The sequence below is a fragment of the Candidatus Rickettsia mendelii genome (assembly GCF_057543435.1).
The window spans coordinates 1-14,095 of the sequence record NZ_BTGX01000019.1 but is presented as its reverse complement, the minus strand read 5'-3'; the positions used below and the strand labels follow the sequence as shown (position 1 = coordinate 14,095).

The following is a 14,095-nucleotide window of genomic DNA, read 5'->3' as shown; positions in this document are numbered from 1 at the left end:
TAGTTGATAATAAAATTGATTTCTATGTTACTAAAAACTAATGATATTATGAGTTACAACATGGAAAATACACAAGAAAAACAAATAACAATATCTGAATTTAAAATTGACGAATATGAAGAAGAAAAAAGGCTAAAAGCTGAAGATTCACGAAAGCAACTTAAAGCAATATTAATAGCATTTGGTATTACTTTGACCGGTTTTTTAACTTTTACTTATTTCTTTTTTAATTATATAGAAGAAAAAGCAGAAGAATATAAAAAACAACAACAAGAAGCTCAAAATGCTAATAAAACTGAATAAAAAACCTAAATTGAGCATCTTAATTAAATGACATTGGCTTGGTCACACGATCTAAAAAAACAATTCTTGGTAGTATACTTTTAAAGATCTCATGATTTAAGCACAGGATGACAATAAGGTTTTATACAATGTAATAGCATGGTAGTACATTATATTTAATAATGTATTGAAAAGCAGTAAGCTATCAACAGAAAATTTCAAAGTGAGTTTACAAAGTCATTAAATATCTTGCATAATGTAATTAATAAAGAGACACTTTACTGTAAACTGTAGCGTAATGCAAGTACATGAGAATTAGGGATTAGGAACAGCTATTAAATTACCTTTATGTAAGAAGTATTATTTGATTTATCTGGGCAAATAATTACTATTATATGTGATCTGTTATTTAAAATAATATTATTATATCTTCAATAATTTAAAATATCTCGTAGCAGTTTAAAATAAAAAAATCTATATGCTCTGCTATTTATAATATCTAATAATTTAATCATTTTTTCCATCTAGTGTAAAATTATCATCAGCAATAGTAATTTTATTTTTACTAAAACTTATTCTAATTGAGGCATATTGCTTTGCCTATCCATAAATTTTATTAAATAAAAAATCAGGCTAAATATTAAATTGTAATTTAAAAACTTAAAACATATACTATTAATAAATGAGGAAAGAATAATTAAGAAACCTGAAAGGCAAAAAAATATCGTACACATAGGTTAGTAACGTACAATACCATGAATTTAATATACATCATTTTGCATCTTCAAAAACATCTGTAAGAGATATAATTCTAGCTGCATAGAACCTCTCATCATTGCAATTAACTAAAAGGAACGTAGCAATTCATAAAAATTTACGAGAGTCCTACTTCGTAGAAATGACATAAGAGTGATGTAACACAACTCACAGTTCACACCGATAGTTAGTATTGAAGATCCCAATGCTAATGAGGAATATATCATAAAACTTACTAGACTACACTGCTAACTTTTCAAATTAAACGATCACACTATGAATGAAAAGCCCTCCTTTTCCAAAGAGGGCTTTTTTTTAAAACTAATAATATAATTAGAAGTTTACACGAACCTTAAGCATACCTTGATGTGCAATATATTTACTTGCAACTTGTGCATCATAACCGATTCCATATTCAGCTATATGATCAGGTCTTATTGTTGCACTTACACCTAAGTTATAGGAAGTTCTAGCAGTTCTATCAAGTTGATTAACAAATGGTTGCACTTGTCCATCTAACTGAGATTGCGTTTTAGATAATCTACCCTTTATTTTATGAACAACAAAAGCATGAGCTTCTGGATATAAAGCAACATCACTTATGCTCATAGTATTACCTATTACCCTAGCACCAGCAATTAAATCTGTTCTATCACTAAACCTGCTGCTAACATGTTTGTTTTGGAACGTTGTACCAGTTTCTTTGTAATTTTCATCAGATGATTTTAAGTAGCTAAGCCCTGCCATTGGTGTTAATAACACGCCTTTTGTGATATCAGCATCATAACCAAACATCAAGTTACCGCTAAATGTCATGTTACTATAATTAGCAAAAGCTATTTGCTTATTCATATTGCCACTAGCATCAAACACATAACGCTGACTCTTATTTTTCACATGATTTATGCTAAACACTGCACTACCTTGAGCAAAGAAGTTATTAACAAGTTGTTGTGCACCATATAAAGAGAATGCAAAACCGTTAACATCAGTTCTATTACCTTTATTATAATCTTGATGTTTTATATCAGTTTTAGTGATACCAATAGCAGCACCAACCATTAAGTTATTATTAGCCATAGTATCTAAACCAACCACACCACCGGTAGTTCTAGCTCTATAACCAGCTACACCACCTTTAGCTTTTTGATGTGCATCTGTATAAAAAGGTTTAACCCATGCACCATAGCTTACATTATCTATAGCTTCGTCACCAGCTGGAACTGTTCCACCTTCAGGTGCAGCAAGCATATTTTCAGAAGCGCCAGCTGGAGCACCTAAATATCTAACAACATTTACCCTGTTACCAAGTTTAGCTACGATACCTCTTGCTACATCTAAATTTGTATTAGTAACAGCAGCGCTTTCATCGGTAGTAAGTGCTACAACGAATTTAGCTGAATCACTATCATTCTTAGCTAAAGTAAGATTCTTAAATGCAGCACTAGCATCACCGGTATTATTTTGATTTAAGAAAGCTGCAATGTTTTGACCTATATTTGGCAGATCAGCAAATTGATTGCCCTTGATATCATTAGCTAGTACATTTGCTACATTATTAGTACGTGTTATGATATAATCTCCATTATCTGCACGTATCAAGCTGTAATTTATGAAGCGATTACTTCCTGTTATAGTAAAGTTAGGAGTTAAAGTACCAGTGAGATTAGCACCTCCTTTAATTAAAGTATAGCTTTGGATATTACTAATAGGCACATCAGCCTTATCTAATATATTGATGTTTGTAGCTGTATTACTTGTTAGATTTACTTTTGCACCGCTAGCAATAACGATTTGACCTAAATTACCGTTTGCTAATAATAACTGAGTATCAATAGAAGTATTACTATCCCATGTAGAAACACCACTAGCAAAAGTTAAAACATTTGTCCCAAGGTCAATCTTACCATTAATAGTAGTCGTACCACCACCTAAAGTTACGTTAGGTTTAATGATACTTAAACCATAACTATTGAAATTTGTTGCTTGTGAATATACAGCTCCTTGTAAAAGCACATTTGAACCAGCCGAACCAGCAAATTGTACAGAAGCTACAGGAGTATCAGCACTACCAATATTACTCACTAATGCATCACCTTGGTAAGTTACAGTACCATTATTAGCTGCAACAGTAACAATTGAGCTATCAAAACTAGACTTTATTCCAGAAGCAAAAACTACATTAGAATTACCAATTTTATTTCCAAGAGTAATTTTACCATCAAAATCTGTTCCAGCTACACCACCTGCAGTATATGTTAAACCATCATTAACTATCAAATTAGTTGCAATAGTATTACCTAAGTTTTTATAATTTGCATCAACAGTCACGAGCTTTAACTTTGGTGTACCAATACCTGTACCTAAGCTATAAATTGTACCATGGGTATTATTGTTACCACCATTCAGTACTATAGTACCTTGATTATTGTTTGTAGTACCAAGAGTCGCATATAATGTAGTAGAGTTAACAGTAATTGTGTTATCGCTTGCAAGTCTAAGACCTATGATATTATTTTGATCACCGAGTGCTTGACCGTTAGCAATGATGCTATCAGCACCAGATACGATTAACTTAGGGGCATTGAATCCACTTGCTGCTTTATTACCAACAGTACTATTGACTGTTAAACCATCAAGTTTATTTCCACTAGGTAACGCTAAACTTGAACCTAAGCTTTTATCAGCAAAAGTAATTAATGCAGTATTAATACTTGTGGCAGTATTACCTGCATCAATATTTTGTTCATTAATTACTACATTACCACCAGAAACTTTTATTGCTGTTAAAGCATTAGCAGGAGTTTTATTTTGTTGATTTAATGTTACAACAATATCTTTTGTGTTAACAAATTGTAATGTACCTGTATTATTTGCACCGTTAGCAATAATAGAATCTGCAGTATAATTACCACCAATTTGTAAAACAGAATTACCACCAATTTTAGTAGCAGCACTAAAAATTGCATCACCTGCAAATTGAACAGTAGTAGCATTAGCTAATGTTACAGACTTAAATTGGTTAGCAGGTGTACCGACTGTACCTCTTACTATATTTGTCCCACCAGCATTAAAGTTGAAGGAGCCAGTATTGCCACCAGCAGTAGTAATATTATCAGCGTATAAGTTAACTCCTTTACCAAAATTTATTCTAACATCTACCGCAGGAGCTGTTGGAGCAGCAAAATTGATTTCCATAAGTGGATTTGCAGCACTACCTAAATTTGTTCCTACAATAAGATTTGTTGTATTAATACCATTATTATTTATAGTAGAGGCAAATATAATTTTGCCTTGACCACTAGCATTTGTAGTTTTTGTTATTCTATAATTAGAGTGACCAAGCTGCACTGATCCACCATCCCCGATTACTAATTCATTAATAGCAGCATCACCAGCATTTAAAATTGTTTTACTTCCACCAATATTTAATTGTGCTAAAGATTTATTAGCTGCAATAGTACCAATACTACCACTAATAGTTAAAGTTTGAGCATTTGTTAATGAGCTTGCATCAACTGAACCCTTTTGGTCAGCAGCTAAAGCCAAATTATAATTCACTGTAATATTATCTTCAGTACCTGCTATTTTAATAGTACCACCATTTGCTTGGAAACCAATTACTGCACCATTAGCACCGATAATATTTGCACCACCAAACTCTAAAATTTTTGAAGCATTATTAGCTAAAGTAATATTTCCTACAGGAGTAGCGTTAGCACCTATACTACCAGTGATTTTAGCATTACCGGCTAAAATAAGATTACCTGCAGCAAGAGCATTAGCAGTAGGAGCAGTTTGGTTAACACCACCATTGATAACTGTTCCATCAGCTAGCATAAATGATCCATTAGCATTTGCTATACGTAGCTCAGTATTATGTGTACCTGATAAAATAACAGCACCATTACCTTGAGCTTCAATTGCTGTAATTTTATTTGTAATAGGAACATTTGCATCAACACTAGCACTTACTAAAGCACCTGCTGCAGCAAAAGTTATTACACCAGCAGTATTAGCGTTATTATTTATATCACCTGTAAAATTACCAGCAAGCGTCATACCTGCAGCAACATTAATTTGTGAAGCAGTATTACCAAAATCAACAACTCCAAGATTTGAGTTTTGAGCTATTGTAACGGTTGAAACTCCATTTTTAAATGAAGTAGCACCCCCTGCACCAACATCAACTATATGCCCAAAATTTATTGCTCCGCCATTCATAGTTATGTTTTTAGCAAAAACTTGTCCATTAATTGTTGCAGCCTTCCCTGCTGCTGCAGTCACAATAAATCCTGCAGCTCTATCATCTACATTATTAGTACCTACTACTGCATTTGCAACACCGGCATTAGCTATAAGCTGCCCTGCTACTGCGGTAGTATTAAATTCTACTATACCTTTACCTGCACCGCCTAAGTGCCCTGTAATGTTAAAGTCAGTAGCACCCCCTACTTTACTTAATAATACCAATTTACCTGTACCATTTGTTCCATTAAAATTAATGCTAGCCATATTTGCTTGTAAATTTAAAGCATTACCAGCAGTAGGATTTGTATTGAAAATGAGACCTTGACCATCAGCAATATTAATTTTATTGACAGTAGCAAATGTTTTATCAGAAACTTGAATAAATCCATTAGTAACATTTAATGTACCATTAACACCATTAGCTATGGTAGCATTTGCTCCAAGTACAAGAGGAGCATCTTGATTTGTAGGATTGGCTAAATTAAATGTTAACACAGAAGCAGCGCCACAATCTATTGCTCCTACACCACTAAGATCATTGTTGTTAATAGCAGCACCACCATTAAAAGGGGTTACAACGTTTTTAGCATTTATTGTCGCGGCGGCAGCAGCAGCATCAATACCTTGACCAGTTATGATAAGAGTTTTATTAGCACCAAGAGTAAAGTTGAAGTGATTACCATTATTAGCAGCATTAGTGATGAACCCTAAAGTAGTATCTTGGCTAATAGTCACTGCCAGGTTATTTGCATTACCTAAAAATAAACCATTAAAGCTCTCAGCTGGAGTATTAAAATTAATAGCATTATTAGCATTAGCAGTAATAACGGCATTTGTTGCTACAGCCACATTATTATTATTACCACCTTGATCAAAGCCTGCACCATCAACAGTTGTAACAGCACCAGCTGTTGTTCTATTGCTCTGAGCGATAGCTGAAGTAGAAGAACCAGCTATTGCTATAGTAGAAGCAGTCACCAATCCTGCAGACATAATTTTTTTTAGAAAATTTAGTTTTTGAACCATATTTTTTTCCTATTATTTAAGTTAAAATATTTAGTACCTAGCATTAAAACATGATTGTGTTTCAATAGTCTCTAAACTACCGCCTGAGTATACTATGCATTATATATAATTACAAGCAGCGCTATATTTTTTTTATAAAGTTTTAGTAGATGTAATATTTTTATCACAATTAATAATTATTTGTTTAGCCTAATATCTTTAAAAAATTAGAAACTTGCATCGTTAATTTAAGAAGTATAATCGCAAAGAAACTATAAGTTTGATAGAACAATCAAAAAAAAAATGCTACGAAAATGGTCATTTTATTGACTACTACAGCGCTTTTAGTTTAGTTGTTCACAATAAAGAGATAGATGTTTTATAAACTATTCTTCATTAAATATTAACACTTTAGCACTATTTTCCCATTTTAACATTTTGTTATATCTAGTATGCCAAGTACGCATTATCTCCTTTTCATATTCCACAATCTGCTCTTCTAATCCTTCAAATTGTTTCACCATTTGATGTGCTTTATGAAGCATTATGTCATTGTTTACATCCAAGACTTGTTGCAAATGTCGCTCTTGCTCTTGTTTATAATTTAAATGAGCAGCTCTACAAAGTTCAGCGTCTTTATGCATTTCCTCGCTTCTTATTTGTATTTCAAGATTACGTTTAGAATATAAAAGCTGCATTATATTATGAACAGACTGATAACCATTACTTTTTGGCTTATGGATATAATCTTTGGTATGCAATAAAATTAAGTGAGGAGAATTCTTTATAACACTCAAAGTATCATAACATTGTTCCTTAGATTTGACTATAATCCTACATGCAATTAAGTCCTTCAATGCACTAATTACCACCCCTTTCCTTTTCATTTTTTTTAAGATAGAGTAAGGCTCCTTAAGACGCATGTATATCTTATTTTCTATATTAGCTTTATGTAAATCTTCTTTAAGCAGATTAATAATATCACAAATCAAATCCCCTCCTGCTACTTAAAATTCTAATATATCTCTATTTTTAGTAAATATTACATATAGCTTTTAGAACTTAATCTGCAAGGCTATTCATATACTATTCAAGCAATCTATAAAATTAATTCTTTAACTAAAAATTAAAAAATAGATTAATATTAAAAATAAGTTTTTTCAATATAATTATTTGATGAATTTTAACTTAAGTTAATTAATAGTTGCCTAATAGCAATTTTATTGCTAAATAAAATTGCTTTGCTCATTTAAGAGTTTATGTTAAACAATAAATAAGCTAGAAAATTTATCTATAGATACCCTATGAGCACTACTAAGTACTTCAAATATATTATCAAGCTTCCCTGTACATTCAAGCACTATATCTACTCCTGCATCCAAAACTCCTTTAGTAATATCTTTTATTCCTCGCTTTAAGGCGTTCATATCTATCGCATCCGAAATAATAAGCCCTTTAAAACCAATTCCATTTCTAATATAGTTAATAACTGCTCATGATAAAGTAGCAGGACTATTAGGATCAAGGGCTCCATAAACTATATGCGCAGTCATAGCAAGCGTAACTTCACTAGAAACTACGAGCTCTTTAAATACCATAAAATCTGTTTCTTCTAAAATTTCTAGAGAAATATTAATTCTTGGTAATTTTTTATGGCTATCTACCTTAGCTCTACCATGCCCCGGTATATGTTTTATACAGCCTGTCACTCCTTCTTGCTGCAAACCTTCTAAAGCAGCAAGACATAAATGTACTATTATCTCACAGGCTTTGAGTTAAAACTCCTGTCCCCAACTATTTTATGTGCTCCCAGATGCATTAAATCTGCTACCGGTGCAAAATCTAAATTGATTCCAAGTGATTTAAGCTCTTTAGCTATATTAATACAATTTTGTTTGCATTATTCTTTAGCTATTTCTATTCCTTCTTTCTCTGTTAAATCACCAAAAATTTTAGCTGCTGGAGCATCATAGAAAATAGGTGGCTTAAGCCTTTTTACTCTACCACCTTCTTGATCTATACAAATTTTATAGAACTCTCCAGCTAATACTTCTTTTATATCATCGATAAGCTTTATAAGCTCTTCTTTTTCTTGTTCCTCTTTATCATTTTTTTTAATATTACGTGCAAACAAAATTACACCTAAAGGATGATGATCTTGAAATAATTTTCTTTCGGCATCAGTTAATTGAGTCCAGATACACAACAATCACAGGTTTTACATTTTGTCTTATTGTCACAAGCTCCTCCTTTTAAATAAAAAATGCGGATATACTATACGCATGGCATAGAGGAATCAGCAAGGATTTTTTTTATTTGAAAAGATAAGTTATTAAATTTAGTAAGTAATATATCGATTTTGTTATTAATAGAAAAAACAGTAGGGGATAATTCTTTATTTGTGTTGAGATATTTTCTAAGCAGTTCGATATCATTAATAGTATAATATCTTCTATTTTTTATTTTTAAATTAGATAAATTAGAAATTTTTATTTCTAAATATCTTAATTGATGCAAAGCAATATTTAAACGTGCAGTTACTTCACTAGCAGAATAATATTTTTTTGTTAATTTATTGCTCATTATATTCATTAATTAAAGCTTTTAATTTAGAAGAAGGAACAAAACGTAAGTTCTTTTTTGACTCTATCATTACTTGCGATTTAGTATGAAAATTTGTTCCAGGACGAGGATTTTTCTGCTTAACTTCAAAACGACCAAAATTTTTTAAAGTTAACTTTTGTTTTTTTGCTATTTCTAAAACATTAGAAAAAACTGTATTAACTATCTCTTCACATAGATTATGTGAAAAGCCTAGTTTAGAATTTAACATAGCTGCAATTTTTTCTTTGGTAATAGTCATAAATTAATACCGATTTTTAAATGTCACTATAAGAGGAATTCAGTGTTGTGGTATAAACCATAATATACTACCGTTATCCCGCAAGCTTATAATAATATCTCTAAAATATATCACAGCATGTTACTTTTTTAGATACTGTAAACTTTGCCACAGTATAACATAATTTTAGTATACTTTATCGGTCCACGTCTACACAACAATAACGTTAAAAATTTCTCCCTAAAATTACGAATTTGCTTTTTATTGTTAATATTCTTATGTAACTCTTCTAACTCATCCAGTATATTCTGGCGTATTTTTCTTGCTTTTTGCTTCCTTATAAACTTCTATCTTTGCTTTGATATAATCTATAACATTTTATCTTTCTGATCTTTCATATTTGCTTTTATTTCTGCAATGCTTTGTGTTGTTTGATTAAGTATTGCTTAAGGCCTGATTAAATTTTATTGACTTCTGTTTGTACTAAATTTTTTATGCTATGTCATTCATATAAATTTTCAGCAATTATTTCCATATTAGCAGCTACTTCTTTAGTTTATACTTTATTTGCTTGTGTTTCATCTGATAAAGACAAATCAGCAAAAACATTAGTTGTTAATAATAAAGTAGAAATGTTACTATTTTCATTGATATTCTCCAATTAATACTTGTATTTATTATTGTTCAACTTGCTTACTTAAATCATCACACTTCTTTACAATAATTTATCTATATTCTTCTAATTTATCATCACTATTTTTTGGTAATCTTGCATAGTTTCTATTAAATTTTAATATTGTTTTCTAAAAAATAATTTTTTAGTATATTTCTCTAAATCATTAATTTAGACAGATAATTTATCTGCTACTTCACAATATTTTTTATTAAAATCAGCAATAATAACTTTAGCAGAATTTTTAAGGTTTTTATGCAATTCTTTAAAGTGTTTTACTTTTAGTGCTAATAAAACATCTTTTTAAGAATAGTTAATAAAAATTAACTCAAATTTATATACCAGCATCATAAATAACATAATAAAAAAGCAACTTAGGTTCTGTAAACATTTCTAAAAGGATTAAATTTAAACTCTTTTTTGCTGTAAATTATAAAGATTTTTTAAATAGGAACTGCTATTCCTACAAAAATCTTATCACTAAAAAATACCTCAAAATACTAAATCCATTAGAAATACTCTTGAAAAAATTCATGGTATTTTAAATTTTAAACACAAGCTCTAAAAAGAAAGTTTAAAAAAATTCTACTTTTTCCATCTATTATGAAACCAAAACCATTGAGAAGGATTTTGCTTAACCCATTTACCTAGCATTTGATTAATATTGAGCATAATGTTGTAACAATCGATTTTATTATCACCTGTTTGTTCAAATGTTAAGCGTGGATACAATATCATTTTAAAATAGCTACCTTTAGTCCTAATAATTTGAAAAGGTACAAGAGGATATTTATATTGCAAAGCAATTTTAGCAATCGCATTGGCTGTCATAGCGGGATGTCCTAAAAACGGCACTTCAATTCCCTCATTCATCTTTTGATCAACAAGCATAGCTATAGATTCGCGTTCTTTAATTGCTTGAATTAAAGCTCTGCTACCATCTGATCCTTTTGGAATAAGCCTTAATTTAGAACTAGCACGCATCTTATTGATTAACCTATTAATATATGGGTTATTAGCTTTACGATAAATTATAGCAAACTTAGGGTAAAATTTATGTACAATCTTAGGTACAATATCCCAATTGGCAAAATGTCCACTAAATAATATGAAAGGCCGCCCTTCAAACTTTTGGATATTTTCTATACCTACTATTTCAATTCTAAATTCTAATTCATTTTCATCCATCTTGTTGACATATGCAAATTCACCGATGCATCTACCGAAATTATCCCAAGCTTGATTTATAGTTTTTTCAGTATCAAACATGTCACCAAAAACTGCTTTAATATTTCGTCTAGCAATTTTATTAACTGTAAATAATATACCGATTTTTCTAGCTATAAAACTACAAACATCTGCTGCTCTATCTATACCAAATATTCCTATTACCTTTAGAAAAATAATAACAATAAAATATTCAATTAAATATCTGAGCTTTTTTAAAAATTTTTTCATTTAATAAATCAAGATTATTTATAAATAACTCTACATCCAAACAGACAATATCACTATTTAAATTATTAAATTTAACATAATCTTTTCTTGTAGTAATTAAGATAGCGTTATGTTCTTTAGCTAATGAATATAAATTTTCTAAATCTGCTTGTAAATAATTATAATGATCAGGAAAAATTTTGTAACCGGCTATATTCAGTCCATAACTTTTTAGAGTAAGCAAAAAACGCTCTGGGTTACCGATTCCGCTAAAAGCAAAATAATTTTTAGCTTTATCTACATTGTTTGAAGCTATTATTTGAGCATGTATTAATTTATTTTTATAAGGTATTAAAATATCGGGTATATTATCATAACCGCTACTGACTAAGAAAATCAAATCGGCTGAATTAAGAGCTTTACTCGGATAATGTCTTAAAGGACCAGCAGGAATTAGAAAACCATTACCGAAAAATCTTTGAGCATCAACAGAAACTATAGTAAAGTCTTTATGCAAGTGAGGATTTTGTAGAAAATCATCGAGTATTATTATACTTGGTTTAAGCTCATTAATTAGCAGTGAAATCTCTCTAATATTTTTAGTAGAAATAACTGTTCCATACTTTGCAAGTATTATTGATTCATCTCCTACATCTAGTGCAGTATGTTTTGCATCTACAATTGCTGCGTTTTTAAGCTTGCTGCCATAAGCCTTAGTAACCATGACAAAATTTATATTATGTGCTGTTAATAATTTTGCTAAATACATCACTATTTGAGTTTTACCAGTACCGCCTATGCTACAATTACCAACACAAATAACTTTTGCAGGAAAAGTAATAGGATGAGCTAAAATGTTCCGCAAATAACCTAAAAATTGATATATTAGACTTATAGGAAAAAGCAAATAAGCTATAATATTTCGCTTTTGCCAAAATTTAGGATATAAAAGTTTGATCATAGTTTAACATTTACTAAAGTTAAAAATAAAACAAAAAGGATTAATTGTTTTATTGTCTTGTATAGTAAGATTTCAAAATTGCAAATGTTCATCCGTCGCATGATCAGTTTGTCCTTGCTTATTAATAAATTGACTACACATAATTTTTGATCATTCCTTAACATGTATTTCTTTTAGGTAAGACATATTGTGGTACAAATTTGTGTGAATATTCTCAACATAGTTCCTGTAATCTAATACTCTAGCAGCTTTTATCACAATTCAACTGACTGCTGTATACATTATGGCGTTCCTTTTTATTTTGTAAATAAATACCTCGATAAAAGCATTTTTTCTTTCTTTTCTTTTTTTGAGTGCTCATTACTTATTCCATAATGATTGATAATTTTAGGTTCATATTCTGGCATCATGAGTGGTATTGTACTAGTTATTTTATCAAGCTTAGTTAATTCTGAGATATTATTTCTATGAGCTTACTTTTTTATAAAAAATAATTATTAGTTTAGAAAAAATTATATTTTAAATTTAGTTTTATAATCAGTTCTTTTATATACGCAATTTTATTTCAGCAGCTTGATTAAATTTTGCTTAATTTTTATTATAGCACTTTTGTAAAAAATCTTATTTTGTTTATAGTCATAAATTATCAAACCTAAGTTTTGTACATACATATATATTTACTATTTTTTTGTTAAATCACATTGTAATACTAAATTGGTATGGCTTATTTTATGTTCTTGCTATAATTGAGATGAAATGATAAAAAGTAGAGTGTAATCCATAGATACTTTAGTACCACTACAACCTTTGATTAGCAGAGTTACAGATAATAAGAAATATACTTTCAAAAGGACACTAAAAGATAAATATAAGTAAATTTAAAATTAAGATGTAGTGCTATAATATTTTGTTAGTTTTTCTATCTCTGTTTTAATATTTGCAAAACTTATTAACATTAATCTAAACTGAATTAGATTTTTATCACTATATAAAAGCTTATATTCAATAATTGATATTTCCTGGAATTCAATATTTTTGTAATTGTGGTAAAAATCACTGACTAAAGATAAATCTTTTATAGGTACCAAATTAAGATAGCATTATTAAAAAATAGTAACTTAATTTTTTTAAATTGCTTCAAGTAATTTTTGAAATTTATTTTTCACTGCAAAAGGCAGATCAAGCAAAATTAATCTTCTTTTTTCTTGAAATAGTAAAAAAGTTTTGATTCTATTGGATCTGTGTTGTAAGTATTATTTGTAGTAATAGTTCTTTTAAACTCAAATAATCATTTGGATGAAGCTCACAAGCGATTAAGCGATCTTGGCAATCTTAATAATTATGTCATTATAAATGACAATCCTGAATAATAATTGTGTCCTACTATATTTATTATATTTAAAGAAGTTTCTAAGAATTGTGGAACCAAGATCATTAAGTGTCAGTAATTTATTAATACCTGTGTAGCTTTCTAATATGAATTTAGGATAAGTGAGTGAGGAGAGAAGAGAAGCAATAAGAGATTTCAAAGAGAGTGTTAGTTACATAGTATTTTGATTTTAAAATATGCACTCAACAATGAAGAAATATACATCTAAAGTAGATTAGATATACTTGATACTTTTTGCAAAGTATATGTAAAGAATGAAAGCAACAAAATTAGTACTAACATATAGAAAACCTCAGAAAAAAAGAAACTAAAAGTTTTGCAAGTTACCAACTATAGTAGTATATTTTTATTTATCACCATAATTAAAGATCTTAAGGTCACCATTTATATCATTTATCATACAAATATAAACGTTATTTTAGATTGCTAAGTTACAGATAAAGAATCTAGATATGGCTAAGATTAGTTCTACCGCTTGTTATGATGTCGCAACTATTT

The 14,095-nt window shown here is 29.6% G+C and carries 8 protein-coding genes and 2 pseudogenes; 2 read left to right on the top strand and 8 right to left on the bottom strand.

From position 1 onward, the window contains the following. Window positions 1-60 precede the first annotated feature (60 nt). A complete protein-coding gene (locus tag AC27F4_RS03440; protein WP_487061916.1) occupies window positions 61-303 on the top strand; it encodes an RP671a family tick cell line-upregulated protein in 243 nt (80 codons plus the stop codon). A gap of 1,068 nt (window positions 304-1,371) precedes the next feature. On the opposite strand, the gene AC27F4_RS03435 is transcribed toward AC27F4_RS03440, so the two are convergent. From AC27F4_RS03435 to AC27F4_RS03415, 5 genes and pseudogenes are all read right to left on the bottom strand, one after another. Next, entirely contained in the window at window positions 1,372-6,315 is a 4,944-nt protein-coding gene (locus tag AC27F4_RS03435) for an autotransporter outer membrane beta-barrel domain-containing protein (RefSeq protein WP_487062105.1), read from the bottom strand. Window positions 6,316-6,680: 365 nt separating this feature from the next. After that, on the bottom strand, window positions 6,681-7,286 hold the full coding sequence (locus AC27F4_RS03430; protein ID WP_487062103.1) for a bifunctional (p)ppGpp synthetase/guanosine-3',5'-bis(diphosphate) 3'-pyrophosphohydrolase: 606 nt from the start codon (window positions 7,284-7,286) through the stop codon (window positions 6,681-6,683). A 270-nt stretch (window positions 7,287-7,556) separates the two neighbouring features. Next, a pseudogene (locus AC27F4_RS03425) lies at window positions 7,557-8,534 on the bottom strand (glycoside hydrolase family 3 N-terminal domain-containing protein). A 34-nt stretch (window positions 8,535-8,568) separates the two neighbouring features. Further along, entirely contained in the window at window positions 8,569-8,880 is a 312-nt protein-coding gene (locus tag AC27F4_RS03420) for a MerR family transcriptional regulator (RefSeq protein WP_487062107.1), read from the bottom strand. Next, the gene (locus AC27F4_RS03415; RefSeq protein ID WP_487062101.1) at window positions 8,867-9,157 is read right to left on the bottom strand and encodes an HU family DNA-binding protein; all 291 of its coding nucleotides are present in this window, start codon (window positions 9,155-9,157) and stop codon (window positions 8,867-8,869) included. Before AC27F4_RS03415 ends, AC27F4_RS03420 begins: the two co-directional genes overlap by 14 nt. A gap of 473 nt (window positions 9,158-9,630) precedes the next feature. Here AC27F4_RS03415 and AC27F4_RS03410 point away from each other — a divergent pair, with 473 nt between their 5' ends. Beyond that, window positions 9,631-9,801 (top strand): hypothetical protein, encoded by a 171-nt coding sequence (locus AC27F4_RS03410; RefSeq protein WP_487062099.1) that lies wholly within the window; start codon window positions 9,631-9,633, stop codon window positions 9,799-9,801. A gap of 593 nt (window positions 9,802-10,394) precedes the next feature. On the opposite strand, the gene AC27F4_RS03405 is transcribed toward AC27F4_RS03410, so the two are convergent. The 3 genes and pseudogenes from AC27F4_RS03405 to AC27F4_RS03395 form a co-directional block, all read right to left on the bottom strand. Then, window positions 10,395-11,267 (bottom strand): LpxL/LpxP family acyltransferase, encoded by an 873-nt coding sequence (locus AC27F4_RS03405; RefSeq protein ID WP_487062097.1) that lies wholly within the window; start codon window positions 11,265-11,267, stop codon window positions 10,395-10,397. Beyond that, window positions 11,230-12,207: a tetraacyldisaccharide 4'-kinase gene (gene lpxK, locus AC27F4_RS03400; protein WP_487062095.1), complete on the bottom strand. Its 978-nt coding sequence runs from the start codon at window positions 12,205-12,207 to the stop codon at window positions 11,230-11,232. The genes AC27F4_RS03405 and lpxK overlap by 38 nt, the downstream gene beginning before the upstream one ends. Before the next feature lie 3 nt (window positions 12,208-12,210). Continuing rightward, window positions 12,211-13,055 (bottom strand): annotated as a pseudogene (locus AC27F4_RS03395) (M23 family metallopeptidase). Between the last annotated feature and the right edge of the window lie 1,040 nt (window positions 13,056-14,095).